This window comes from Streptomyces sp. NPDC002838, assembly GCF_040295365.1.
Taxonomy (GTDB): Bacteria; Actinomycetota; Actinomycetes; order Streptomycetales; family Streptomycetaceae; genus Streptomyces.
Genome location: NZ_JBEOVF010000024.1, coordinates 94,492 through 119,097, shown reverse-complemented (window position 1 = coordinate 119,097; position 24,606 = coordinate 94,492). Strand labels below are relative to the sequence as shown.

Below are 24,606 nucleotides of genomic sequence, written 5' to 3'. Positions count from 1 at the left end.
GGAGTCTGCCGCTGCGGGTGCGGGCGGAGGGATCAGGGGGTCCGGGTGAGCAGGTGGCCCTTCGGTTCGGTGAACTCGCCGTCCGTGACGATGCGTTGGCCGCGCAGCCAGGTCGACTTCACGACGCCGTACAGGGTCCGGCCCGCGTACGCCGTGACGCGGTTGCGGTGCTGGAGGGCCGCCGGGTCCACGGTGAACGTCTCCTCGGGCGCGAGGACCGCGAAGTCGGCGTCGCGGCCCGCCTCGATGGCGCCCTTGCGGGCATCGAGGCCCACCAGCCGTGCCGTACGGGACGACATCCAGCGGACCACGTCCTCCAGGCCGTGGCCGCGTCTGCGGGCTTCCGTCCACACCGCCGCGAGGCTCAGCTGGAGTCCGGAGATGCCGCCCCACGCCGTCGCAAAGTCATCCGTCTTCAGGTCGGCCGTGGACGGCGAGTGGTCGGTGACCACGCAGTCGATCGTGCCGTCCGCCAGTGCCTGCCAGAGCAGGTCCTGGTTGACGGCCTCGCGGATGGGCGGGCAGCACTTGAACTCGCTGGCGCCGTCCGGGACCTCCTCGGCCGTCAGGGTCAGGTAGTGGGGGCAGGTCTCGACCGTGATCCGTACGCCCTCCGCCTTGGCCTCGGCGATCAGCGGCAGCGCGTCACTGGACGACAGGTGCAGCACGTGCACGCGCGCGCCGAGCCGCTTCGCCTGCGCGATGAGGTTCGCGATCGCCGTGTCCTCGGCGTCGCGCGGGCGGCTGGCGAGGAAGTCGGCGTACTTCGGGCCGTGGTGCCGCGGGGCGGCGTCGAGGTGGTGCGGGTCCTCGGCGTGCACGATCAGCAGGCCGCCGAAGGAGGCGATCTCGGCGAGGGACTGGGCGAGCCGGTCCTGGTCGAGGTGCGGGAACTCGTCCACGCCGGACGGCGACAGGAACGCCTTGAAGCCGAAGACTCCGGCCTCGTGCAGTGGGCGCAGGTCCTTGATGTTGTCGGGCAGGGCGCCGCCCCAGAAGCCGACGTCGATGTGCGCCTTGTCGGCGGCGACCTCCTGCTTCGTACGGAGGTGGTCGACCGTCGTCGTCGGCGGAAGGGAGTTGAGCGGCATGTCGACGAGCGTGGTGATGCCGCCGGCGGCCGCGGCGCGGGTGGCGGTCCAGAAGCCCTCCCACTCGGTGCGGCCGGGGTCGTTGACGTGCACGTGGGTGTCGACCAGGCCGGGCAGCAGGACGTGATCGCCGACGTCCTCCAGGCGGGCGCCCGGCGGTACCTCGGCGTCGTACGGGAGTACGGCCGTGATCGTGCCCCCCGCGACCGCGACCGAGGCGGCACGCGTCCCGTCGGGGGTGATGACGCGCGTCGAGCGCAGCACCAGTTCTACGTCGGACACCCGAACCCCTCTCGCCGCGCCTCTGCGGCCGTTTACTTCCATGTAACGGAATTCAACGTTCTGTTGAAGGAGTCTTCACTCCCGCTCCCGCGCCGTCAAGGGCGACTTCCTCCTCGACCTCTCAAGGCTCCCGCTCTGGACGTTTCCACAAGACGGAATTAGAATTCCGATAATCAGAACGTAGCTACGCACAAGCAGGGAGTCAACCGACCGGCGGGTAGGCTTCTGCTCTTCCCGTCAGTCCCGAAAGGAACGCCGTGCCGACGTCCAGCGCCAGCACCACCGACTCCGCCAAGTCTCCCGCCAGTGGTGGCGTCCAGTCCCTCGAGCGCGCCTTCGATCTGCTCGAGCGGATGGCGGACGCGGGCGGCGAGGTCGGCCTGAGCGAGCTCTCCACGAGCAGCGGGCTGCCGCTGCCCACCATCCACCGCCTCATGCGCACGCTGGTGGCCTGCGGGTACGTACGCCAGCAGGCCAACCGGCGGTACGCGCTCGGCCCGCGCCTGATCCGCCTCGGCGAGTCCGCCTCCCGGCTGCTCGGCACCTGGGCGCGCCCCTACCTCGCCCGCCTGGTCGAGGAGACCGGCGAGACGGCGAACATGGCACTGCTGGACGGGGACGAGATCGTCTACGTGGCGCAGGTGCCGTCCAAGCACTCGATGCGCATGTTCACCGAGGTCGGCCGGCGTGTGCTGCCGCACTCCACGGGCGTCGGCAAGGCCCTGCTGGCCAACACCCCGGACAGCGAGGTGCGCGCCCTGCTCGCCCGCACCGGCATGCCGGCCGCGACGGACAAGACGATCACCACGCCGGAGGGTTTCCTCGCGGCCCTGGAGGACGTACGGCGCCGGGGGTACGCGATCGACGACAACGAGCAGGAGATCGGCGTGCGCTGCCTCGCCGTCTCCGTGCCCGAATCCCCCACCGCCGCCGCCATTTCGATCTCGGGCCCGGCGGGCCGGGTGACCGAGGCGGCCACGGAGAAGATCGTGCCGGTACTGCAGCAGGTGGCGGCGGAGCTGTCGGCGGCACTGGCGAGCTCGGGCGGCCCGACCTCCTGAAGCCGCGCCCTCACGCGAGCGGCCCCCCGGCCTCACGGACCGGGGGGCCGCAGCCGTTTGCTCAGCGGCGCGGCGGCTCGCCGAACAGTTCCACTGCCCGGCGGACCTCCGACAGGCCACCCGCCAGCGCGCTGACGGAGCCGATCGCGCCGGCGATCAGCAGGAGGGAGCGGCGTAGTCGAGCGACCTCGGGGGTGCCGTCGGTCGTCATGGCGGCGAGGGCGGCGAGCTCGTCCTCCGCGATCACGCGATCATGGAAATCGGCCGGGTGAGCGGCGAGTTCGCGCCGCAGCCGGGACACGGCGGTCCGCAGTTCCGCCACTCTCGGGTCCTCGTCGCTGCCGGTCACCGGTCGTCTCTGTCCCAAGCTCCGCAACACAGCACTCCCCCCTCGCAACGCCGTTGTGCGCCGTCACGTCGTGATCCCGCCGAGCGCCCCCGCCGTGCTGGTCGGGCGCCGGGGACGCGGGCATTAAACGCCACCCGATGCGCCGGGCGCCACAGTGCGGACCGAAATTCAGCCCAGGGAAATCCCATCGTCGGCGAGTGGTCAGGTGTACGAGGTCAGGTATGCAAGGACGTATGACGCACAGGGATGACGAGGTCGCCGGGCTGCTCCTGGCGGCCGGAGGCGGCCGGAGGCTCGGCGGGCGGCCCAAGGCGCTGCTCGAACACCGGGGGCGGCCCCTCGTGGAGCACGCGGTCGGGGTACTGCGTGCGGCGGGATGCGGGCGCGTCCACGTGGTCCTGGGGGCGCGGGCCGCCGCCGTACGGGAGCGGGCGGAGCTGTCCGGGTGCGTGCTGGTGGAGAACCCGGAGTGGACCGACGGCATGGGTTCCTCGCTGCGGGCCGGGCTCGATTCGCTGGCCGGCACGGGCGCGCGGGCGGCGCTCGTCTCGCTCGTCGACCAGCCCGGCATCGGCCCGGAGGCGGTGGCCCGCGTCCGAGCCGCGTACCGGGACGAGACCTCCCTGGTCTCGGCCGCGTACGACGGCGTACGCGGGCACCCGGTCCTCTTCGGGGCGGCCCACTGGGCCGGCATCGCCGCGACTGCGACCGGAGACCGTGGGGCACGCGCTTACCTGAAGACGCACGAGGAGGAGATGACGCTGGTCGAGTGCGGGGACGTGGCACGGCCGTACGACATCGACACGCCGGAGGACCTCGCCCACCTCGAGTGACACCTGGAGTGAGCGGGGTGGCACTGAGCGCCACTTCCCTCGACTCGGAGAATCTCGACATCAACAAACCATTGAACTTCCACCATAAGGAAACTACTATCCACTGATCAGAAGCACCCGTCTGCTCCACGGGCGCTCCCCATCGCATCCGGGAAGACTGGCACCCGGTGCCGAAGCTCGTCAGCTCGTCCGTAGCTCGCTGAAGGAAGTGACAGCTCATGTCCGCACCAGCGCCGTCCCCGCTGGCCATCGTCGACGCCGAGCCCCTGCCCCGGCAGGAGGAGGTCCTCACCGAAGCGGCCCTCGCCTTCGTGGCCGAGCTGCACCGCCGCTTCACGCCCCGGCGTGACGAGCTCCTCGCCCGCCGCGCCGAGCGCCGCGCCGAGATCGCCCGCACCTCCACCCTCGACTTCCTCCCGGAGACCGCCGCCATCCGCGCGGACGACTCCTGGAAGGTCGCCCCGTCTCCCGAGGCCCTGAACGACCGCCGGGTAGAGATCACCGGCCCCACCGACCGCAAGATGACCATCAACGCCCTGAACTCGGGCGCCAAGGTCTGGCTCGCGGACTTCGAGGACGCCTCGGCGCCGACCTGGGAGAACGTGGTCCTCGGTCAGCTCAACCTGATCGACGCCTACACCCGGAACATCGACTTCACCGACCCGGTGTCCGGCAAGTCGTACGCCCTGAAAGCCGATGAGGACCTCGCGACCGTCGTCATGCGCCCGCGCGGGTGGCATCTCAACGAGCGTCACCTCCAGGTGGACGGCCAGCAGGTCCCGGGCGGCCTCGTCGACTTCGGCCTGTACTTCTTCCACAACGCCCAGCGCCTGCTCGACCTCGGCAAGGGCCCGTACTTCTACCTCCCGAAGACGGAGTCGCACCTGGAGGCCCGCCTCTGGAACGACGTGTTCGTCTTCGCGCAGGACTACGTCGGCATCCCGCAGGGCACCATCCGCGCGACCGTGCTGATCGAGACGATCACGGCCGCGTACGAGATGGAGGAGATCCTCTACGAACTCCGCGACCACGCCTCCGGTCTGAACGCCGGCCGCTGGGACTACCTGTTCTCCATCGTCAAGAACTTCCGTGACGGCGGAGCCAAGTTCGTCCTCCCGGACCGCAACGCGGTGACGATGACGGCCCCGTTCATGCGGGCGTACACCGAACTCCTCGTCCGCACCTGTCACAAGCGCGGAGCGCACGCGATCGGCGGCATGGCGGCGTTCATCCCCTCACGCCGCGACGCGGAGGTCAACAAGGTCGCCTTCGAGAAGGTCCGCGCCGACAAGGACCGCGAGGCGAACGACGGTTTCGACGGCTCCTGGGTCGCCCACCCCGACCTGGTCCCGATCGCCATGGAGTCCTTCGACCGGGTCCTGGGCGACAAGCCGAACCAGAAGGACCGGCTGCGCGAGGACGTCGACGTCAAGGCGGCCGACCTGATCGCGATCGACTCACTGGACGCAAAGCCGACGTACAACGGTCTCGTCAACGCCGTCCAGGTCGGCATCCGTTACATCGAGGCCTGGCTGCGCGGCCTCGGCGCGGTCGCCATCTTCAACCTGATGGAGGACGCGGCGACCGCCGAGATCTCCCGCTCGCAGATCTGGCAGTGGATCAACGCGGGCGTGGAGTTCGAGAACGGCGAGAAGGCGACGCCGGAGCTGGCCCGCAAGGTCGCCGCGGAGGAGCTCCGGAACATCCGCGCCGAGCTGGGCGAGGAGGCCTTCGCCGCCGGTCACTGGCAGCAGGCCCACGACCTGCTCCTGGAGGTCGCGCTCGACGAGGACTACGCGGACTTCCTGACGCTGCCGGCGTACGAGCAGCTGCAAGGCTGAGGCCTCACTTGTCCGAGTGGCCCAGGGACTTCCCCGGGGCCACTCGGTCGCGTACGGCCCGCTTCACGGCCGTGGGCTCCGGGAAGCCCTGCTCGCGGCGGTCCCAGACCACCTCGTCGTTCACGCGGACGACGAAGACGCCGCCCTTGCCGGGCTTCAGGGACAGCTCCGTGAGCTCGGTCTCGAAGGTCGTCAGGAGCTCCTGGGCCAGCCAGGCGGCACGCGGCAGCCAGCGGCACTGCGTGCAGTACTCGATCTCGACCCGCTGAACATCCGGCTGAGCTGTCATCCGAGGTGTACCGCCCCATCCTGTTCCGCGGCCGGTTTGCCGTGCAGGTCGGGGACCCGCTTGAGCCAGTTCGGCCGGCCTTGCTGTGTGCGCGCCGCCCGGAGGGCCTCCTCGGCGGCGAGTTCCTCCCGGGTGGGGAAGTCGGTGGGGAGCCAGGCCGCGGAGGCCCGCACGCGCGCCTGGAGGTGGTTCACGTACGCGTCCCGGGCCTCGTCGGGCGTGGCGAAGCCCGGCTCGTCGGCGAGCCAGGCGTCCGGGACCTCGGCTGTGATCTCGCGCAGCAGCTCCTCGGTGACCTTCGGCGCCAGCTCGGCGTCGGCGGCGCGTACGTCGGGCGCGTAGTGGCCGAGGGCGTGGTGGCGGAAGTCGTAGGACTTCCCGGGGTCCGTGCCGTCCCAGCGGTGGTGGAAGACGAGAGCGGCGCCGTGGTCGATCAGCCACAGGCGCGGGGGGACGGTCCCGAACGTCGGCCAGATCATGAGGTTGGAGCTGTGCACCGTACGGTCCACGTTGACCGTGAGGGCGTCGAGCCAGACGATCCGGCCGGCCTCCAGCGGATCCGCGGGGAAGATCTTGGCGACCTCCGGGGTGAAGTCCTTCGCGCCCGGCAGGTAGTCCATACCCAGGTTGACTCCCGCGCTGGCGCCATGGAGATCCCGCACCTCCTGGTGGGGCTCGTGCTCGGCGATCGACGGATCGAAGTGGACGAGGACCAGCTCGGGGAACCGCAGCCCGAGGGCGCGTGCCAGCTCGCCGACGATCACTTCGGCGACCAGCGCCTTGCGGCCCTGCGCGGAGCCGGTGAACTTCACGACATAGGTACCCAGGTCGTCGGCCTCGACGATTCCGGGGACGGAGCCGCCGGACCGCAGGGGCTCGATGTAGCGGGTTGCGGTGACTTCCCTCAGCATTTTCTCAGACCACCCGCCTCATTGACCTTGCAATCCATGGTCGACCTCGGAGGCGTCAAACAGCGGGAATCGCCCGTCATCAGCCCTGGGGAGAATCTGGGGAGTTTGGACTGGCATGCAGATCTCCCTGCCTCCCCAGCAGTCCGTCAATGGCCGTCCGCCCCTTGCCTCCGGCCTCCGGCATGAAGTGAGCATAGTAACCGAGGGTGATCGCCGGCGAGGAGTGCCCGAGCCACCGCGGGTCCGGCCAGCAACGACCCGGCCAACGTCAGCCCGAGCAGGGCCGGGACGAGCCGGTACGGAGGATCACGCCGGAAACCTACGGCACCGCTGGGGCCGCTCGACGCGGGCCTACTTTATTCGGTTGCCGCTCCCCGTGTCCGCCCCTCACCATGGGCGAGACACCGGGAGCTGCCCGGTGCTCCACGAGAGGAGGCGCGACCGTGACTACGACTGTCCTCGGCCTGCCCGCAGACCGCCTCTCTCTCGCCTCATGGAGCACCTCCAGCGATGTCTCACGACGATCTCTCGCAGCACCCTCAGCACCCGGCATTTCCTGACGACTTCATCACCGACCCCTACCGCTACGTCCCGCCGCCGGACGACCTGGGCGACGTCGATGACCGGTTCGTCTTCGACTTCCGTTCCTACGACGACCTCGAGGACGGCCAGCGCTGGTCGACCTGGCTCAGCGTCGAACCCCTCTGCCGAGGCCCCGAGCCGCTCCCGGACTGGGTGGTGACCTCGCAGGGCGCGATCGACACCGAGCTCGGCGTCCTCAAGACCGGCAAGGAGGCCGACGTCCACCTCGTCGAGCGCGCCGACCCGCTCGACCCCGCCGCCGGCGTGGTCATGGCGGCCAAGCGGTACCGCTCTCCCGAGCACCGGACCTTCCACCGCTCCGCGTCCTACACCGAGGGCCGCTCGATGAAGCGCTCACGTGACGAGCGGGCCCTCAAGCGGAAGAGCACCTTCGGCCGGCAGGTCGCGGCCGGCGAGTGGGCGGTGTCCGAGTGGGGTGCGCTGGTGCGGCTCTGGGACCTCGGGCTGCCGGTTCCCTACCCGGTCCAGATCGACGGCACCGAGATCCTGATGGAGTGGATCACCGTCCTCGACGAGGACGGCGCCGTCGAGACCGCGCCCCGGCTCGCCCAGGCTCGCCCCTCACTCGAGCTGCTGGCGGCGTACTTCGAGCAGCTCACCGATGCGCTCGCGACGATGGTGCAGAACGGCGTCGTGCACGGCGACCTCTCGGCGTACAACATCCTGGCGGCGGGCGAGCGGCTGGTCATCATCGACCTGCCACAGATCGTCGACCTGGTCGGCAACCTCAACGGGATGAACTTCCTCCAGCGCGACTGCGCCAACATCTGCCGCTGGTTCCGCTCGCGGGGCCTCGAGGTCGACGAGCACGCGCTGTTCGCGGAGCTGATGGCGCACGCCTTCTGAACCGGGCGGCTAGTAGGGCTCCGTTAGGTGTGAGTGGGTCTTGCTCGTTCGCGCTGGTGGGAGGTCCTGGATGGCGTTCAGGACCTGGTAGAGCGTCAAGCCGGCGTGGGTGCTTTGAGGGAGAGGCGCTGTTCGGTGAGGAAGGCGTGGGCGACGGTGATGAGGGTGACGTGGTGGTGCCAGCCGGGCCAGGATCGGCCTCCTTCGAAGTGGTCCAGGCCCAGGCCATGTTTGAGTTCCCGGTAGTCGTGCTCGATGCGCCAGCGGATCTTTGCCAGGCGAACGAGTTCGGCGAGTGGAACGTCGGCCGGGAGGGTGGCCAGCCAGTAGTCGGTGGGTTCGGTGGCGCCCGTCGGCCGCGGCTTGGACCCGGCGGCGGGCCTTCACCCCGGCGGGCCGGACCCGCAGCGCGCGGAAATGCGAGCGCAGTGGTCCGCGGGAGCCCTTGCGCCAGGTCACCTCGGTGAAGGCGTCCCGGCCGGCGGCCTCGGCCAGGGCGGCGACGGCGGCCGGTCGGTGGCGGTAGCGCGGCGCGGGCTTGCGGCCGTTGCCCGACCAGGGCGGGGCGTGACCGGGCGGGCGGGAGGCCGGAAGGTTCTCGGGCCACGCGTGTGCGGACCGCGTCAGCGCTGCCGCACTGCCCACGGCCGTGGGTTTTTGTTGGTCTGTGTGCGGCTCCGTCGCAGGACGGTAGGGGGAAGCGTGCGCGTCAACGGGTGCGGCGCGATGCGTGCGATGAGGCAACCCCGAGGCATACATCGGATGACTAATCCGAGGTGTATCAGCAGGTCAAGGAGCTGGTCACCCAGTACGGCAAGATCGACGACCTGTGGTGGGACGGCGGCTGGCTCGGCCAGCGGGGCTCCGACGCGTCCGCCGCGTTCTTCTGGGAGCCCGGCCAGTTCCGCGAGGCTTCCAACGAGTGGCCGGTGGACGCCGCCTACAGCGAGACCGACACCGCCAGGCCGGCCCCTGGGCCTGACCGGCCTCGTGCGCAAGCACCAGCCCGACATCGTCACCACGCTGCGCTCCGGCTGGATCGGCGACTTCACCAGCGAGGAGGGCGGGTCCGTTCCCAGCGGAGCGATCCGCACCGGGCGTGTGGCGGAGAAGTGCTTCACCATCGGCGGCGCCTGGGGCTACAAGGCCGGCGCAAGCGTGATGAGCTTCGGCACCGCCATGAACCTGCTGGTCAACGCCTGGGTGCGGGACATCACCTGCCTGGTCAACGTCGGCCCTGACCGCACCGGCGCCGTGCCCACCGCCCAGGCGAACCTGGTCCGCCGCATCGGCTCCTTCATGACCACCTGCGGCGAGGCCGTCTACGGCACCCGCGGCGGCCCGTGGAACCCGATGGACGGCCAGTACGGCTTCACCTACAAGGACAACACCTTCTACGTCCACCTGCTGCCCGGCTACAGCGGCACCACCTTCACCACGCCCTCGACCGGCGACGCGCAGGTCACCCGCGTCTTCGATGTCACGTCCGGAACCGACCTGCCGTACACCGTCGACACCGACCGGAAGGTGACCATCACCGGCATCAACCGCACCCGCATCCCCGAGGACAGCGTGGTCGCGGTCGTACTCGACCGCTCCGTACAGCCTGGCGACATCGCCGCCGGCAAATCGGCCACCGCCAGCAGCCAGGAGAGCTCCAAGGGCAACACCGCGGCCAGGGCCGTCGACGGCTCCACCGCCACCCGCTGGTGCGCGAACAACGGCAACACCGGCCACTGGCTGAAGGTGGACCTGGGATCCACGCGCTCCCTCACCGGCACCCGGATCGCCTGGGAGTTCGACGCCAAGAACTACCGCTACCGCATCGAGGGCTCCACCGACAACACCAACTGGACCACCCTCACCGACCTCACCGCCACCACCAGCACCAGCACCAGCACCAGCCAGGTGCAGATCGCCACGTTCGCCGCCCAGGCCAGATACGTGCGCGTGACGGTCACTGGACTCCCCTCCGGGGCATGGCGTCCATCCGTAGCCTCGAGGTCTACGACCGGCCCTTCAGCACCAGCCTGTCCATCCCCGCCTGACGCGGAGCCGGCACGGGCCGCGAACCCACTGTCGCGATCGCCGACCCTGGAGCCGGCGGAGCAGGTGGGTGCGCGGCCTCGTGGCTCCGAGTGACCGTCACCTCGCCGCGCGCACGCGGACTTGTACGTCGCGTCCCGCAGCCGGGCGCTACGCGTCCTCGATCACGACCCGATGTGGGTCAGGCAGGAGTTGTCGCCCGTGCACAGGAACTCGGCACCGGTGTCCAGCACATGGCGCATCTTGTCGGCCAGCATGGCGTTGGAGACCTCGTGGTTCTTCAGGGCGAAGGTGCCGCCGAAGCCGCAGCAGGGCTCGGCGGAGGGCAGTTCGACCAGGTCGATGCCCTTGACGGCGCGCAGCAGCCGCAGCGCCGGTCACCCACCCGCAGCATGCGCAGTCAGTGGCAGGTCGGGTGGTAGGTGACGCGGTGCGGGAAGTATGCGCCGACATCGGTGACGCCGAGTACGTCGACGAAAATTTCCGGCTGTGACCAGCAGGTCGTGGACGAGTCCCTCCTCGGCGGCCGCGGCCAGTCCCCGCAGCACCTCCGGGCGGAGCAGACAGCGGGGTCGGGTTCGCCCTGCACCGGGGCCTTCGCGCAGCACGGCGAGGGCGTCGGCGGCATCGGGAGAGGTCAGATCGGTCCAGCCGACGACTCCGGCGACCAAGGGCGGTAGGCCCTCGGTCATCGACGTGAACAGGACCGGTCGGTGCGTGCGCGTGCAGCTGGCCGGGACCAATGCTCTCTCGCTGGCCGAGGTCCAGGTCTTCGCCCAACCGCAGGGCAGACGTCCTGGCGTTCGGCAACTGCCGTGCGGGGCCGGTCCCGGCCCACCGGAGCGAGCACGTCGTCGGAATCCTCGAAGGGCTATCGGCGGAGGATCTGCGGCTGCCGGTGCTGCCCAGCGGCTGGAGCTGCCTGGCGTTGCTGCGCCACCTCACCCTGAACGCTTCTGGTTCCCCAGGGTGATCGCGGGCGAGCCGGATGTGGCTGGACAGCTCACGGCGGGCACGGAGGCGCACTGGTACATACCGGAGGGGATGAGCGCCGAGGAGGTCTTCGCGGACTACCGCGCGGCCATCGCGCGCGCGGACGCTGTGCTCGCCGCCGCCGCGCCCGAACAGGAGCCTGCCGCCTGGCCCGTGGAGATCTGACCGACCTGGCGGCTGCCTGACGTGCGGCACATTCTGATCCACGTACTCACCGAAGTCGCCTGCCACAGCTGCCACTTGGACGCGGCCCGCGAACTGATCGACGGCACCACCTGGCCCTCAGAAGGGCCCTGGTGCTGTGACCGGGATGGTTCGACGGGTTGAGGTTCTCACGTCGGCCCTCCCCCTTCTGCGGGGAGCGTGATCGCGTAAGTTGTGGCTCCTCGAAGATGTATGTGAAGGAGTGGAAGTGGGCGGGACCCCCGGGACAGCGGCGCTCGCGCAGGTCGTGCCAACGACGCACGGCGTGGACGAGCGGATCGGCTGGAGTGAGCTCGAAGAGATCTGGGGGACCCGGTTTCCTGCCGACTATGTCGCCTTCATGAAGGTGTACGGGGCGGGGGAGCTCAGTGAGGCGATCGGCATACTGCTGCCGGTTCCGCGGCCCGACGCCTATTCGGACGGATCCGGGCTGAGGAACGAGACAGCGAACGCCCGCGGCACCTGGGAGATGTGCGGCGGCAGGGCGGCCCTCGATGTGGACCCGGACTCCATCCTGGCTTGGGGCGTCACCAGTGGTGCAGACATCTATTGTTGGCTGACCACGGGCGACAATCCCGACCTATGGCCCGTGCTCGTGTGCGGCCGGCACACAAACCCCCTCTTCCAGGTTCATCCCTTCGGAATGGCGGAGTTCCTGCGCAGACTGCTCACCGATGAGGAATTCCAGGAGGAGACGATCAGTGTCGTCCTGCCGAGAGAGCCCTCCTTCGTCAACTGGCGTGAGGAGAAACGGCGTTTGGAGGCGGGCCTGGATCCGTCCACAGGGGAGCCCTGGTAATAGCAGCCACTTGGAGCGGCTGCGGGACGTCCTGACCCGGGCTCGGGATCAAAGGGGCAGAGATCACCGTTCGCGGCTGTCACGCCGCCTTCAACGGCCGCCGGCCCCAGCGGATGCCCTTCTCGCTGCGGATGCGGCGCGTTCCTTGCGTTCGGCGGCCAGGACGTCGCGGTGGCGGGCGTTGGCGTTGCTCGACCTCGGCCTGCCCGACGCCTACGGCCTCGACCTCGCCCGCCGGCTGCGTGCCCGCTTCCCCGAGCTGCTGATCGTCATCCTCAGCGCGCGCGGCGAGGAGATCGACGTGATCGCCGGTCTCGACTCGGGCGCCGACGACTATCTGGTCAAACCCTTCAGCCTCACCGTCCTGCTGGTCCGCCTGCGCGCCCATCTGCGCCGCCGCCCGCCCGCCGCTGCCTCCTGCGCGACCGTGAACTGACCCTGTGCCCCAAGGAGTTCGAGCTCCTCGCGGTGCTCACCCGGCACGCGAACAGCGCGGTGAGCCGCGAGACCCTGATGGCCCATCGCGGGTAGTTCCACAGTGATGCGGATCCCGCCGGCAGAGCGCGGGGTGAGGGTGAGTGTTCCGTCGTGTGCCTGGGTGATGGTTTTGACGATGGCCAGGCCGAGGCCGACGCCTGCGTGGTCGCTGTGTATGCGCTCGGTGCCGCGCTGGAAGGGTTCGGTGAGGGTCGAGACCAGCTGTGGGGTGAGCTGCTCGCCGGTGTTTTCGACCGTGAGCACCACAGTCTTGGGGCGGACGCTGGTCTTGACCCACACGGTGCCCTGTTCAGGCACGTTGTGGACGATCGCGTTCTGCACGAGGTTCGTGGTCAGCTGCAGCAGAAGCGCCGGCGATCCAACCGTGGGGGTGATGTCGCCGCAGGTCTCGATGGTGACGCCACGCCTTTCCGCGAGGGGGAGGAGCGTTTCGGTGGCTTCTTCCGCCATGAGGGACAGGTCGACAGGTTCCCGGGTGAAGGACCGCAGGTTGGCGCGGCTGAGCAGGAGCAGTGCCTCGGTGAGGTCGATCGCTCGGGTGTTGACGGCGTGGAGGCGGTCGACAAGCTGGCCGGTGTCGCGGTTCGGATCGGTGCGGGCCGCCTCGAGAAGTGTCTTCGTGATCGCCAGCGGGGTGCGCAGTTCGTGGGAGGCGTTGGCTGCGAATCTCTGCTGTTCGGCGACGTGTGCTTCGAGCTGCGCGAGCATGGTGTCGAAGGCGTCGGCGAGTTCGCGGAACTCGTCTTTGCGGCCCGGTAGCCGGATTCGGTGGGAGAGTGATCCGTTCGTGGCCATGCGTGTGGCGTTGGTGATCCGGGTCAGCGGGGCGAGCATGCGGCCGGCGAGGAGCCACCCTCCCACGAGGCCGAACACCAGCAGGAACGCCAGTACTGCGGCTGCCCTCGGAGCGAAAACGTCCAGGAGGGCGGACCGGACGGGGAAAACACCATTCGCGGGCTTGTCATCGGGGTTGATGAGCATCGCACGGTCGGGGACATAACGGAGGAGGAACACCCACACCGCAGCGAGCAGCAAGGCACCGGCAAGCATGAGGAATCCGGCGTAGCTGAGGGTGAGTTTGAGGCGAACGCTCAAACCAGGGGCTCTATCCACGGTCGTCTCCCTCGGGTCCGGCCTCCGGTTGCGTGTCGATGCGGTAGCCGACACCTGGCACGGTGGCGATGAGCCAGGGTTCGCCGAGCCGTTTGCGCAGGGCCGAGACGGTGATGCGTACGGCGTTGGTGAACGGGTCGGCGTTCTCGTCCCACGCGCGTTCCAGGAGTTCTTCGGCGCTGACGACACCGCCTTCGGCGGCGACGAGGACTTCGAGCACGGCGAACTGCTTCCTGGTCAGCGCGATGTAGCGGCCGTCGCGGTAGACCTCGCGGCGGAACGGATCCAGCCGCAGCCCTGCGATCTCTCGCACGGGCGGCCTGTTGTGCACGCGCCGGCGGTCGAGTGCTCTGAGCCTGAGCACGAGCTCTTGCAGCTCGAAGGGCTTCGTGAGGTAGTCGTCGGCGCCGAGCCCGAACCCGGTGGCCTTGTCGTCGAGCCGGTCGGCTGCGGTGAGCATGAGGATCGGCATGCCGCTGCCGGAGGCGACGATGCTTTGGGCGATCTCGTCACCGGACGGTCCGGGGATGTCGCGGTCGAGGACGGCGATGTCGTAGGTGTTGATGCTCAGCAGTTCCAGAGCCGTGTCGCCGTCACCTGCGATGTCGGCCGCGATCGCTTCGAGGCGTAGGCCATCGCGGATGGCTTCTGCCATATAGGGCTCGTCCTCGACGATCAACACACGCATGCTCCGAGGCTACGAGTCGGCACATATCGTCGGCATATCGAAAACCACATACGTGCCGGCAACACCGCGCCGCCTTGACTGGCGGCATGAATCGAACCCCACCATCAGCACGAACAACGACCCGCGGGATTCGATGGCCCCTCGTCGTCGGCCTGATAGTCGTCACAGCAGTGATCACCGCAGCCCTCGGCTACCAGGGGTCGAAGTCCTCGTCCTCCTCGCCTTCCTCGGCCTCCTTGTCCCCCTCGGCCCCCTCGGCCCCCTCGGCTGCACCGCCCTCGCATACTGATCGCAGTGAGCACCGTGGTGCGCTCGGCGAGGCCGGCGGCGTCGTCCCCGACCGCGTGACGGTCTTCGATGACGCGATTCCGGCGGTCGCCAACCTCGATCCGGATCTGCTCAAGGCCCTCCGCCAGGCTGCGACGGCTGCCGCGGACGACGGAGTCGAGTTCCACGTGAATAGCGGCTGGCGTTCCCCGGAGCATCAGGCGCAGCTTCTTCGCGAGGCGGTCTCCAAGTACGGGTCTGAAGACGAGGCCGCCCGATGGGTGGCCACCGCGGCGACGTCTCCTCACGTGTCGAGGGACGCGGTCGACATCGGGCGCTCCGATGCGACGGCGTGGCTGTCCGAGCATGGTGCCGAGTACGGCCTGTGCCAGATCTACAAGAACGAACCCTGGCACTACGAACTGCGCGCCAACGCGATCGATCGTGGTTGCCCGCGTATGTATGCCGACCCCACCCAGGACCCGAGGATGCAGCAGTGACCGGCCGTGAACGAGGACAGCCGATGACGCAGGTGGACACGGCGGAGACCGGACAGGGCGACGCCGACCGCCGGGATACCGGATCCGGTGCCTGGCGCGCGCGCATCCGGCGGGCGATCCGCATCGGCTCCCGGCCGGGGCCCTGGAAGCGCGGCCCGGTGCTCGCGGCGCTGGCGCAGCTTCTGGGCCTGTTCATGCTGTTGCACGCGAAGATCCCAAACCGGACCGGTGGCCTCGGCAGCCTGGTGGAGACCTTCCTGCCGTGGTTCGGTCTGTTCGTCCCGGTACTGCTGGCCGGGGCGCTGTGGCGCCGCTCCGCCTCCGCAGTGGTCGCGCTGCTGCTGCCGGTCATGGTGTGGCTGAACCTCTTCGGCGGGTTGCTCGGCGACAAGTCCCACCCGGGCAGTGACCTCACCGTGGTCAGCCACAACGTCAGCGCCGACAACCCCGACCCGGCCGGCACCGCCCGCGACCTGGCCGCCTCCGGTGCGGACGTGCTGGCGCTGGAGGAGATCACCCCGCAGGCCCAGGGCACGTACAAGAAGGAGCTGGCGAAGGCGTACCCGTACCACACGGTGCAGGGCACGGTCGGACTGTGGAGCAAGCTGCCACTGTCCAACACTCAGCCGGTCGACATCAAGATGGACTACGGGCCGCTGGCGGACACCAAGCCGCTCGACGTCAAGATGGCCTACAACCGGGCGCTGCGCACCACGGTGGCCACGGACCACGGGCCGCTGGCGGTCTACGTGGCCCACCTGGGGTCCGTACGCGTGAATCCCAGGGCGGGCTTCTGGACGGACTCGCGGGACAGAAACGCGCAGGCGCTCGGTAAGGCCATCGCCGCCGAGCAGAACAAGCGGGTGGTGCTGCTCGGCGACCTGAACGGCACCATGGACGACCGCGCGTTCGCCGACATCACCTCGCAGCTGCACTCGGCCCAGGACGCGGCAGGGGACGGCTTCGGCTTCACCTGGCCGGCGAAGTTCCCGGTGGCGCGGATCGACCAGATCCTGGTCCGCGGCGTGGAGCCGGAGAGCTCGTGGGTGCTGCCGGCCACCGGCAGCGACCACCTGCCGGTGGCGGCCGGAATCAGCTGGTGAACACCGCGCAAAGCCGGCGGTTCACGCCTCCACCGCCTGTTCCACTCCTGAATCGGCCGAATTTCAGGGCGCGGAAGCTTCAGTACCGCTGAACTTCGGGCGGTCCATCGACCTAGGGTGGTCCCGCGCAGACCGCGTCCGCTACCTGACCTCCATCGGCCTAGCGCATACACCGAAATCGAGTTGCCTCGGCTGCCTTATCCGCCGGTCTGCTGCCCGGCTTCGTCGTCGCCTCCCTCGGTCTCGGCGCGGTCTTCGTGACCGCCACCACCACCGCGCTGGGCATGGTGGAACACGAACGAGGCGGGCCTGGCGTCCGGAGTCGTCAACACCTTCCACGAGGTGGGCGGTTCGACCGGTGTGGCGGTGGTCTCCACGGTCGCCGCCTCGGGCATCGAGTCCGGCTCCGTCGGCGGCTTCAGGGACGCCTTCACCGTCTGCGCCCTGGCGGCAGCGGCGAGTGCCGCGGTGGCCCTGGGCCTAGGTGTGTTGTCCGGAGGGGTTGGTGACGCGGCTGGCTGGGGTTTGGCCGCGCCTCTTTCAAGGACCACTCAAGGGCGTGTCGCCTGTCACCAACGTGCCCGGACAGCACACCTAGGGCCGCGCGGCAAGCCGCAGATGACCGGGGGCCCGCACGCGCACTGACCGCCGGCCGACGGCCTCCGTGTCCGCCGCGGCAAGCGCCACGCCGCCGCCCGGCCCGCTCCGACACCCGTCATCAGCACCCGAAATGACCAGTTCACGGGCACTGAGTGCGCGTCAGGAGAGCAGATCGACCTGCTGCCCGATGTCAAGCCGTTCCGCCTGCCGATAGGCGGCCCAGGCCAACGCGAGGTCCTGCCACGGGAGTCCGACGGGAGCGTAGACGGATCGGGCCGTCGCGGTGGTGCGCCCGGGATGGTCACCGCGCAGGACGTCGCTGAGGGTGGCCTCGGCAGCTGAGGCGGCGAGGCCGGCGGCGGCCAGGGCACCCGTGTCGGCGGCCAGGTCCCGGTCGTCGACGACGAGGAACGCGGATTCGAGCAGGTCGGCGGAGAGTTCCTGTTTGCCTGGCTCATCGGCCCCCAGGCTCGTGAAGTGCTGTCCCGGCCGAGTGTCCGCCAGGCGGAGCAGCGGCGAGCGTGACCAGGTGGCCAGCAGGACGATGTCGGCGGCTGAGGCGATCTCTGTGGCAGATGCCAGTACCCGCCCGCCGTGGCGCGAGGCGAAGGCTGCGGCACGGTCGGGATCGGTGTCGTGGACGACGAGCTTGCCGTGCCGTCGCATGACGCGCAGACCGCGCACCATGAGCTCGGCCTGTGCGCCTGCCCCGATCACACCGAGCACCGTGCCGTCCGCGGGAGAGGGAACGGCGAGGAGATGGGTGCCCAGGGCCGCGGCCAGACCGGTGCGCCATGCGGTGACGGTGGCCGAATCCATCAGCGCGAGGAGCTCACCGTTCCGGCCGCTGTGAAGGCAGATCACTCCGCGCAGGGCCGGCCGGGCTCCCGGGAACTTGGCGTTCACCTTCACTGTGTACGCCTCGATCCCGGGCAGCACCCCGGGAATCAGAGCCGTGGCCGTACCGGAGAACGGCAGATCGGTCCGCACCCGTTGCCCTGCCACCGCGGAGGCGGCGCCGCGGAAGCCGTCGCTCAGCGCGGTGATGCAGGACTCGAGCTCAAGCAGGGCTCGCAGATCACTTCGCGTCAGTATGCGAGTCACCCTGGCAATGATCCCTGAGAGAACCGCGTCGACATCCGGTATGCGACAGTGGCCACAGCGACCACCACCGGTCACGGTGCCGTCCGGCCGATCCCCCACGCGACCGAGGTGATACGGCAACTCGCTGGATCCTCGGGCGACTTGCCCCCCAAGGAGGCGCTCCCATGAAACGACGTACATTCCTCACCGCGACCACGACGTCGCTGGTCGCCGCCCAACTCACCGGACACGCCCGAGCCGCCGGGCGGACAGCCGGAGGCCACGAGGTCGCCGCCCGGTTATGGGGCGCGATGCCGACGGGCGTCACCGTCTCGCGCCGCGGCCGCGTCTTCGTCAACTTCCCCCGCTGGGGCGACCGCGTCCCCTTCACCGTCGCCGAACTCCGCGGCGGAAAGCCGGTGGCCTATCCCGACGCCGAGGTGAACCGCGAGGACGCCTCCGATCTGGCGGGACACTTCCAGTCGGTGCAGAGCGTCGTCGTCGACCCCGCCGACCGGCTGTGGATCCTCGACACCGGAAGCCCGTTGTCCGCCCCGTCCTCCTACGGTGGCCCGAAGCTCGTGGCGGTCGACCTGCGCACCGACCGGATCGCCCGAACGATTCTCTTCCCCCCGGAGGTCGTGCCGGCCGACAGCTACCCCAACGACGTACGGTTCGACCTGCGGCGCGGGCCCCAGGGCATGGCGTTCGTCACCGACTCGTCCGGCACCAACGGCATCATCGTCGTCGACCTCGCCACGGGCCGCTCATGGCGGCGGCTGGCCGGACACCCCTCGGCACTCCCGGACGAGGGCTTCCTCCCGGTCATCGACGGCGAGCCCTTCATGAACCGCCCCGCGGACGGCAAGCCCACGCACTTCGAGGTCGGTTCCGACGGCATCGCCATCAGCGCCGACGGCGAGCGCCTCTTCTACTGCCCGCTGTCCAGCCGCCGCCTGCACAGCGTGTCCACCGACGCCCTCGCCGACCCGGACGCCTCCGACGCCGAGGTGGCCGCGACAGTCGAGGACCTCGGGTTCAAGCCGATGGCCGACGGGCTGGAAAGCGACGACAAGGGGCGGATCTACGGCGGCGACCTGGAGCACAACGCCATCTGGCGCAGGAACCCGGACGGCACCTACGAAACCCTCACCCAGGGGGCCGACCTGATCTGGGTCGACACCCTCTGCGTCGCCTCCGACCGCCACCTGTACGCCATCGCCAACCAGCTCAACCGGCAGGCCGACCACCACGAGGGCCACGACCTGCGCCGAAAGCCCTACCTGCTGGTCCGCGTGCCGATCGACGCCGGGCCGGTACGGCTCCGGTAGCTGTGGCAGCGGACGGCCAGGGCAGATCGGATCACATACGGGCCAGCGGGTTCGGCAGCGGCAGATACCGGGCGTCCGCCCCGTCCGCGCCCGTCCACCGCAGCAGCAGGTTGGTCTTGCCGGGCAGAGTGGGCGAGGTGAGCAGGGCGGGGATCTCGGGGAGGTCGTGGCGGGAGAGTTCGCGGCGTACGGCGGGCCAGGGGTCGAGGCCGGGCCGGCGTTCGGCCAGGGCCGCGGCCACCTCGGTGAGGTGGTTGACGATCAGGCAGTACACCAGCCGCTCCCAGCCGGCCGCCCGGGACACCTCCGGCAGCAGCTTCACGCCCTCGGCGTCCCGGAACAGCGCCTGCACCGGTGTGCCGTCGGCGTCGACGGCGACCAGCGTGTTCTGCAGATGCGCTTCGAGTACGACGCCGTGGTCGGCGAAGGCCGTCAGGGCCGGGGGCACGACCTGGGCCAGGTACGCCTCCCACCAGGCCGCCGGATCGGCCGTACCGTCGAGCGGGCTGCCCGCGAAGCCCTCCGCCAGACCGGCGGCGAGCAGCGGGGTCGCGCCGGGCACCAGGTGGCCGCGCAGTCCGTCGCGGACCAGGACGGCGAGTTCCTCGAAGGCGAAGTCGGCGGTGCGGTAGCCGTGGTCGCTCAGCCAGGCCGCGGGGCCGTCGACGGCGGCGAGGGCCGTGGCGACCGCCGTGTCCGTCCGGCGCAGTTTCAGCAGGTCGTGGCGCCACAGCCGGCGGATGTCGTTGGTGATGCGCACGTCGAGGCTGAACTTCAGGAAGAGGTCGCGCTCGGGGGCGTACACCGTGCGGACCGCGGCCGTCGGCCAGGCCTCGAACGCGGTCGTGCCAAGCCGGATCAGGCGGCCGTCGGCGAAGGCCTGGGCGAGGTCGCGGGCGGCAAGGTCGAGCTGCCAGGGGTGGGCGGGCAGCAGCCGGTAGCCGGGCGGGGCCTCGCCGAGGGTGTCGAGGGCGGAGGTGTCCCCCTCCTCGACGACCGTGTCGGCGCGGAGCCCGAGCAGCGCCAGCGGGAAGCGGACGTGTGCCTCGGGCGCGTACGGCAGCCAGCCGGCGACGGGGCCGCCGCCGCGGGCCTTGGGCGCGGGGTGGTGGGGGTGGCCGGTGAGGAGGCACTGCTCGGAGAGCAGGTAGGGGTCGACCGGGGGCGTCGCGCGGGCGCGTGCGGTGAGCAGGGCGGCCACCGCGTCCCGGCTGTCGATCATCTCGGCGGGCAGTTCGTGGTTGGGCAGGCCGGTGTGCCGGACCAGTTCCTCGGCGACGAGCTTGACGAGTTCGGGGTGGCCGACGCGCCGCCAGCCGCCCGCCGCGTACACCTCGGGTTCGGCGGGCCGCCGCTCGCCCCGGACCCGCAGCATCCGGCCACCGGGCAGCCGGTACGTGCGGCGTCGGCCGGCGCCCGGGAGGGGCTCGGCCACCTCCCTCAGCAGGCAGTTCAGGAGGGGCGCCGCCGCGTAGGCGTCGGCGCGATCTGCCACGTCGTCGCTCGGTGCGGCGTCGTCGGCGGGGGGCGGGGGAAAGGGATCCACGCGTTCCACTCGTTCTCTGCGGTCCGTTCGGGCGGAGATGATCAGTATGTCTGTCGTCACCGCCTGCCGTGACACCGCATTCGTACCCGAGGAGCCCGACCGTGCACCGTCCCTCCACCGTCGAGGCCGAGGTCGCCGAGGAGCTGGCCGCCGCACGTCCCGGCCTCGTGCCGCGGTACACGGCCGCGCTGCCCGGTGCCCGCGCGGCCGTGCTGACCCGCCTGTGGCGTGCGCTCGCCCATGAACCGCTGCCATGGGTCGCGTCCCGCACGGCCGGCCGGGAGGGACTCGCCCTGCGCCTATCGGACGGCCGCCGGCTGCACGGTCCGCACCCGGACCCGTACGCCACCGCAGCGTACGTCACCGCCGTACGGCTCGACGACGTGTCGTACGACGACCCGGCGCGGCTGATGACCGATCTCGCCGTACCGCACGGCAGCGGCCTCGCCGCCGAACTCGGCCACAGCGTCGCCTCGTTGGCGCTGTCCCGGGCCGGGCGGCGGCCGTGCCCGAAAGAGTGGCCGGCGAAGGACTGGGAGTGGGAGCAGCGGGTGGTCGACGGGCATCCGTACCACCCCAACTGCCGCTCCCGGCCCGGCTTCTCGGTGGCGGAGCAGCTCGCCTACGGCCCCGAGCACGGGCCGCTGGTGCGGCTGGGGCTGGTGCCGGTCCCGGCGGGCGAGTGCCTGGTGACGGGTGAGTGGCCGGAGGCGATGCGGGACGGGGAACGGCTGCTGGTGCCGGTGCATCCGTGGCAGGCGGAGCATGTGCTGAAGCGTTCCGGCGATGCGGGGCTCGACGCGCATCCGCTGATGTCCCTGCGCACCCTGGCCCTGCCGGGCGGACCGCACGTCAAGACGGCGCTGAGCGCGCGGCTGACCTCGTCGGTGCGGGACATCTCCGTCTACTCGATCGGCCTGTCCGCGACCCTCTCGGCGTTCGCGGAGACGCTGGCGGCCCGCATGGACGGCCTGCTGCACGTCACCCGCACGCTGGGTGCGGTCACGGCCAACTCACCCGATCTGGCGGCGGTGTTGCGGGAGTCGCCGCGGGTGTACGCGGTCACGGAGCGGGGTGAGCGGGTCGTGCCGGTGGCGGCCCTCACCACCACCGAGCTGCCCAACTCCCCCGTCTGGCTCGCCGACTTCGCCCGGCTCGCCCTCACGGTCGGGCTGCGGCTGCTGGACCTGGGTGTGGCCCTGGAGGCGCACGGCCAGAACCTCCTGGTCGTCCTGTCCGCGTCGGGCGCCCCCCTGCGTCTGGTCTATCGCGACCTCGCCGACATCCGGATCAGCCCCGTCCGGCTGGCCCGGCACGGCATCCCGGTCCCGGAGCTGACCGGCCGGATCGTCACGGACGACGAAACGACTTTGCGGCGCAAGCTGTTCGGGTCGCTGGTGGCCGGGGCGCTCGCCGGTACGGCGGGTTCGGCGCCGGCGCTGCGGGTCGCGCTGGAGACGGCCGTAGGAGACCTTCCGCGCACCCCGGACCTCCTCGCACTGCTCGAAGGGCCGTTGCCCGCCAAGGCGTTGACGCTCATGCGGCTCTCCCCGGGCACGCCCGGGGACCAGTGGACCGCACTGCCCAATCCGCTGCATTGAGCAGCCGTTTTGGAGCGCGACACACTTGATCAATAGGATCCGCCGATGATCACAAGACAACGGCTGGCGGCAGGAGTGTGCGCCCTGCTCGCCGCCTTGACGGCCGGGCTCGCCTTCCCGGCCGCTGCGGCCGCCGGCGAACCCACGGGCGAGGACGCGCCGAAGGTCGACCTCGTCCTCGACGTGAGCGGGTCCATGCGGGCCCGGGACATCGACGGCCAGTCCCGGATGGCCGCGGCGAAGCAGGCCTTCAACGAGGTGCTGGACGCGACGCCCGAGGAGGTCCGGCTCGGCATCCGGACCCTCGGCGCCGACTACCCCGGCGACGACCAGAAGACGGGCTGCAAGGACACCGCGCAGCTCTACCCGGTCGGCCCGCTGGACCGCACCGAGGCCAAGACGGCGGTGGCGACCCTCACGCCCACCGGCTGGACGCCGATCGGCCCCGCCCTGCTCAAGGCCGCCGACGACCTCGACGGCGGCAACGGCTCCAAGCGCATCGTGCTGATCAGCGACGGCGAGGACACCTGCGCCCCGCTCGACCCGTGCGAGGTGGCCCGCGAGATCGCGGCCAAGGGCATCGGACTGACCATCGACACCCTCGGCCTGGTCCCCAACACCAAGATGCGGCAGCAGCTCAGCTGTATCGCGGAGGCGACCGGCGGAACGTACACGTCCGTGCAGCACACCGACGAACTCACCGACCGCGTCAACCAGTTGGTGGACCGGGCGGCCGATCCGGTGGTGACGCCGGTGGCCACGCAGGGCGCGGACGAGTGCGCGAAGGCGCCGGGCCTGAAGTCCGGTCTGTACACCGACCGCGAGGAGTTCGGGCAGCAGCGCTGGTACCGCGTGGACGTGCGGCCCGGACAGGAGCTGCGCGCGTCGGTGAGCGTGTCGGCGGACCGGGCCGTGAACCCGTCGTACGGCGTGCTGCTGCGGGCCGTCACGGTCCGCGGCCGGGAGATCGTGCGCGGCGAGGCCGCGGGCAACGGCCGTACGGACGTGGTCTCGACGGGTCTGCGGTACCCGAAGGCGGAGAGCGACGACGAGCAGGCGACCACCGAGACGGTGTGCCTCCAGGTCACCCACTCCTACTCGGCGGCCTCCGGTGTGAAGACGACGCCGGGTCTGCCGCTGGAGCTGACCGTCGACGTCGTGGACGGGCCGTCGCCGGCGAGTGACGTGGCCTCCTTCGGCCTCGGGCGCGGCTGGTGGCTGCTCGGCGCGCTGATCCTCACCGGCTTCCTGGCCGGTGTGCTGTGGGGCTGGCTGTCGCGCTGGCGGGTCGCGGTCTGGAGGACCAACTGATGCGTATCACCCGTGTGTTGAGTGCTGCCCTGCTCATGCTCGGACTGGCCGTTGCGCCGGCCGCGGCCGACTCCTCGCCCTCTCCTTCGGCGGACGGCGGGGCGCCCACCCAGGCGGGCACGTCCTTCCGTACGGCGACCGAGATCGACCAGGGCCAGACGGCCACGGCGAACGGCTCCGCGGGCGACTACCTGTACTGGTCGTTCCCCGCGGACGCCGGACAGCGGCCCACCGTCGAGGCGAAGGTGAAGCTGCCGGACACGCACGCCGCCGAGACCTGGCAGGTCGACGTGTACGACGGTCTGCGCCGCCGCCAGGCCTGCCAGTACGGGGCGCAGACGCGCACCGCCGCGTCCGGCTCCGCCTCCGTGGAGCTGACCTGCGTGCTGCGCACGGTCCGCGCGTGGTCGGAGGCATGGGCGAACGACCCGCTGCCGGGGACGTACTACATCCGGCTGACGGTCGTGGATCTGGCCACCTCCGACCTGGGTCTTCCGGTCGACGCCGAGGTCCGGGTCGGCTCCAAGGACATCGGCGGGGCGGCGGCGGTCGACGGCTCGCTGGCGGAGCCCCTGGTGCCGGGGATCGCGGTCACGTCCGAGGACGACGAGCCGACTTCCGCCGTGCTGTCCGGCATCGAGCCCGACGACGGCTGGTCCTCCGGCTGGTGGTCCGACCGGTGGGTGTGGACGGCGGTCGGCGGTGTGCTCGCCGCGCTCGCGGGGGTCGGCGGGTATGCGCTGACACGCGGGGCCGGGCGGCCTCCGCGGGTGCCGCCAGGCGCCTGAAGCACCATCAGAAGGCCCGCTTCGAGCGG

At 70.5% G+C, this 24,606-nt stretch carries 22 protein-coding genes and 4 pseudogenes; 14 read left to right on the top strand and 12 right to left on the bottom strand.

The features are described from left to right. Positions 1-32: 32 nt before the first annotated feature. A complete protein-coding gene (gene allB / locus ABT063_RS28285; protein ID WP_351061992.1) occupies positions 33-1,373 on the bottom strand; it encodes an allantoinase AllB in 1,341 nt (446 codons plus the stop codon). Between the two features lie 257 nt (positions 1,374-1,630). Here allB and ABT063_RS28280 point away from each other — a divergent pair, with 257 nt between their 5' ends. Further along, on the top strand, positions 1,631-2,434 hold the full coding sequence (locus tag ABT063_RS28280; RefSeq protein WP_351061990.1) for an IclR family transcriptional regulator: 804 nt from the start codon (positions 1,631-1,633) through the stop codon (positions 2,432-2,434). A gap of 61 nt (positions 2,435-2,495) precedes the next feature. On the opposite strand, the gene ABT063_RS28275 is transcribed toward ABT063_RS28280, so the two are convergent. Next, complete coding sequence (locus ABT063_RS28275) at positions 2,496-2,783, bottom strand: DUF5955 family protein (RefSeq protein WP_351061988.1); 288 nt, start codon at positions 2,781-2,783, stop codon at positions 2,496-2,498. A gap of 233 nt (positions 2,784-3,016) precedes the next feature. On the opposite strand from ABT063_RS28275, the gene ABT063_RS28270 reads away from it, so the two are divergent. Both ABT063_RS28270 and aceB read left to right on the top strand, forming a co-directional pair. Next, a complete protein-coding gene (locus ABT063_RS28270) occupies positions 3,017-3,616 on the top strand; it encodes a nucleotidyltransferase family protein (RefSeq protein ID WP_351061986.1) in 600 nt (199 codons plus the stop codon). Positions 3,617-3,834: 218 nt separating this feature from the next. Beyond that, complete coding sequence (aceB, locus tag ABT063_RS28265) at positions 3,835-5,457, top strand: malate synthase A (RefSeq protein WP_351061984.1); 1,623 nt, start codon at positions 3,835-3,837, stop codon at positions 5,455-5,457. 4 nt (positions 5,458-5,461) lie between these two features. On the opposite strand, the gene ABT063_RS28260 is transcribed toward aceB, so the two are convergent. Then, positions 5,462-5,746 (bottom strand): Rdx family protein, encoded by a 285-nt coding sequence (locus ABT063_RS28260; RefSeq protein WP_351061982.1) that lies wholly within the window; start codon positions 5,744-5,746, stop codon positions 5,462-5,464. Next, positions 5,743-6,657, bottom strand: coding sequence for a HipA family kinase (locus ABT063_RS28255; protein WP_351061980.1), 915 nt, complete (start codon positions 6,655-6,657; stop codon positions 5,743-5,745). Before ABT063_RS28255 ends, ABT063_RS28260 begins: the two co-directional genes overlap by 4 nt. Before the next feature lie 510 nt (positions 6,658-7,167). Between ABT063_RS28255 and ABT063_RS28245 the strand changes: the two genes are divergently transcribed. After that, positions 7,168-8,106 (top strand): serine protein kinase RIO, encoded by a 939-nt coding sequence (locus ABT063_RS28245; protein ID WP_351061979.1) that lies wholly within the window; start codon positions 7,168-7,170, stop codon positions 8,104-8,106. A 95-nt stretch (positions 8,107-8,201) separates the two neighbouring features. Here ABT063_RS28245 and ABT063_RS28240 read toward each other — a convergent pair. Next, positions 8,202-8,673: pseudogene (locus tag ABT063_RS28240) on the bottom strand (transposase); the annotation flags it as partial. A gap of 423 nt (positions 8,674-9,096) precedes the next feature. On the opposite strand from ABT063_RS28240, the gene ABT063_RS28235 reads away from it, so the two are divergent. After that, positions 9,097-10,248, top strand: a complete 1,152-nt coding sequence (locus ABT063_RS28235; RefSeq protein WP_351061977.1) for a discoidin domain-containing protein — start codon at positions 9,097-9,099, stop codon at positions 10,246-10,248. Positions 10,249-10,322: 74 nt separating this feature from the next. Here ABT063_RS28235 and ABT063_RS28230 read toward each other — a convergent pair. Next, a pseudogene (locus ABT063_RS28230) lies at positions 10,323-10,636 on the bottom strand (heterodisulfide reductase-related iron-sulfur binding cluster); the annotation flags it as partial. A 5-nt stretch (positions 10,637-10,641) separates the two neighbouring features. Between ABT063_RS28230 and ABT063_RS28225 the strand changes: the two are divergent. Both ABT063_RS28225 and ABT063_RS28220 read left to right on the top strand, forming a co-directional pair. Next, positions 10,642-11,472: pseudogene (locus ABT063_RS28225) on the top strand (mycothiol transferase). Positions 11,473-11,557: 85 nt separating this feature from the next. Beyond that, positions 11,558-12,148 (top strand): SMI1/KNR4 family protein, encoded by a 591-nt coding sequence (locus tag ABT063_RS28220; RefSeq protein ID WP_351061975.1) that lies wholly within the window; start codon positions 11,558-11,560, stop codon positions 12,146-12,148. A 79-nt stretch (positions 12,149-12,227) separates the two neighbouring features. Here ABT063_RS28220 and ABT063_RS28215 read toward each other — a convergent pair. Further along, positions 12,228-12,346: pseudogene (locus ABT063_RS28215) on the bottom strand (IS630 family transposase); the annotation flags it as partial. Between ABT063_RS28215 and ABT063_RS28210 the strand changes: the two are divergent. Next, positions 12,294-12,584 carry a response regulator gene (locus tag ABT063_RS28210; protein WP_351062039.1) on the top strand — a complete coding sequence of 97 codons (291 nt, stop codon included), beginning with the start codon at positions 12,294-12,296 and terminating at the stop codon, positions 12,582-12,584. The pseudogene ABT063_RS28215 and the gene ABT063_RS28210 overlap by 53 nt on opposite strands. Here ABT063_RS28210 and ABT063_RS28205 read toward each other — a convergent pair. Both ABT063_RS28205 and ABT063_RS28200 read right to left on the bottom strand, forming a co-directional pair. Further along, positions 12,482-13,759: a sensor histidine kinase gene (locus ABT063_RS28205; protein ID WP_351061973.1), complete on the bottom strand. Its 1,278-nt coding sequence runs from the start codon at positions 13,757-13,759 to the stop codon at positions 12,482-12,484. The two genes, ABT063_RS28210 and ABT063_RS28205, sit on opposite strands and share 103 nt — an antisense overlap. Further along, positions 13,752-14,447 (bottom strand): response regulator transcription factor, encoded by a 696-nt coding sequence (locus ABT063_RS28200; RefSeq protein WP_351061971.1) that lies wholly within the window; start codon positions 14,445-14,447, stop codon positions 13,752-13,754. The genes ABT063_RS28205 and ABT063_RS28200 overlap by 8 nt, the downstream gene beginning before the upstream one ends. 86 nt (positions 14,448-14,533) lie before the next feature. Between ABT063_RS28200 and ABT063_RS28195 the strand changes: the two genes are divergently transcribed. After that, positions 14,534-15,214, top strand: a complete 681-nt coding sequence (locus ABT063_RS28195; protein WP_351061969.1) for a M15 family metallopeptidase — start codon at positions 14,534-14,536, stop codon at positions 15,212-15,214. A gap of 23 nt (positions 15,215-15,237) precedes the next feature. Continuing rightward, positions 15,238-16,317, top strand: coding sequence for an endonuclease/exonuclease/phosphatase family protein (locus ABT063_RS28190; protein ID WP_351061967.1), 1,080 nt, complete (start codon positions 15,238-15,240; stop codon positions 16,315-16,317). 197 nt (positions 16,318-16,514) lie between these two features. Here ABT063_RS28190 and ABT063_RS28185 read toward each other — a convergent pair whose 3' ends face one another. Then, entirely contained in the window at positions 16,515-16,751 is a 237-nt protein-coding gene (locus tag ABT063_RS28185; protein ID WP_351061966.1) for a hypothetical protein, read from the bottom strand. A gap of 325 nt (positions 16,752-17,076) precedes the next feature. After that, the gene (locus ABT063_RS28180) at positions 17,077-18,021 is read right to left on the bottom strand and encodes an ornithine cyclodeaminase family protein (RefSeq protein WP_351061964.1); all 945 of its coding nucleotides are present in this window, start codon (positions 18,019-18,021) and stop codon (positions 17,077-17,079) included. A gap of 164 nt (positions 18,022-18,185) precedes the next feature. On the opposite strand from ABT063_RS28180, the gene ABT063_RS28175 reads away from it, so the two are divergent. Further along, positions 18,186-19,331, top strand: a complete 1,146-nt coding sequence (locus tag ABT063_RS28175; RefSeq protein ID WP_351061962.1) for an L-dopachrome tautomerase-related protein — start codon at positions 18,186-18,188, stop codon at positions 19,329-19,331. 31 nt (positions 19,332-19,362) lie between these two features. On the opposite strand, the gene ABT063_RS28170 is transcribed toward ABT063_RS28175, so the two are convergent. Continuing rightward, positions 19,363-20,886 (bottom strand): IucA/IucC family protein, encoded by a 1,524-nt coding sequence (locus ABT063_RS28170; RefSeq protein ID WP_502990902.1) that lies wholly within the window; start codon positions 20,884-20,886, stop codon positions 19,363-19,365. A gap of 92 nt (positions 20,887-20,978) precedes the next feature. Between ABT063_RS28170 and ABT063_RS28165 the strand changes: the two genes are divergently transcribed. Genes ABT063_RS28165 through ABT063_RS28155 form a run of 3 tightly spaced genes read left to right on the top strand, consistent with a single transcriptional unit; the run spans position 20,979 to position 24,577 of the window. Further along, entirely contained in the window at positions 20,979-22,478 is a 1,500-nt protein-coding gene (locus ABT063_RS28165) for an IucA/IucC family protein (RefSeq protein ID WP_351061959.1), read from the top strand. Positions 22,479-22,523: 45 nt separating this feature from the next. After that, positions 22,524-23,789, top strand: a complete 1,266-nt coding sequence (locus ABT063_RS28160) for a VWA domain-containing protein (protein WP_351061958.1) — start codon at positions 22,524-22,526, stop codon at positions 23,787-23,789. Then, positions 23,789-24,577, top strand: coding sequence for a hypothetical protein (locus ABT063_RS28155; RefSeq protein WP_351061956.1), 789 nt, complete (start codon positions 23,789-23,791; stop codon positions 24,575-24,577). The genes ABT063_RS28160 and ABT063_RS28155 overlap by 1 nt, the downstream gene beginning before the upstream one ends. Positions 24,578-24,606: the final 29 nt, after the last annotated feature.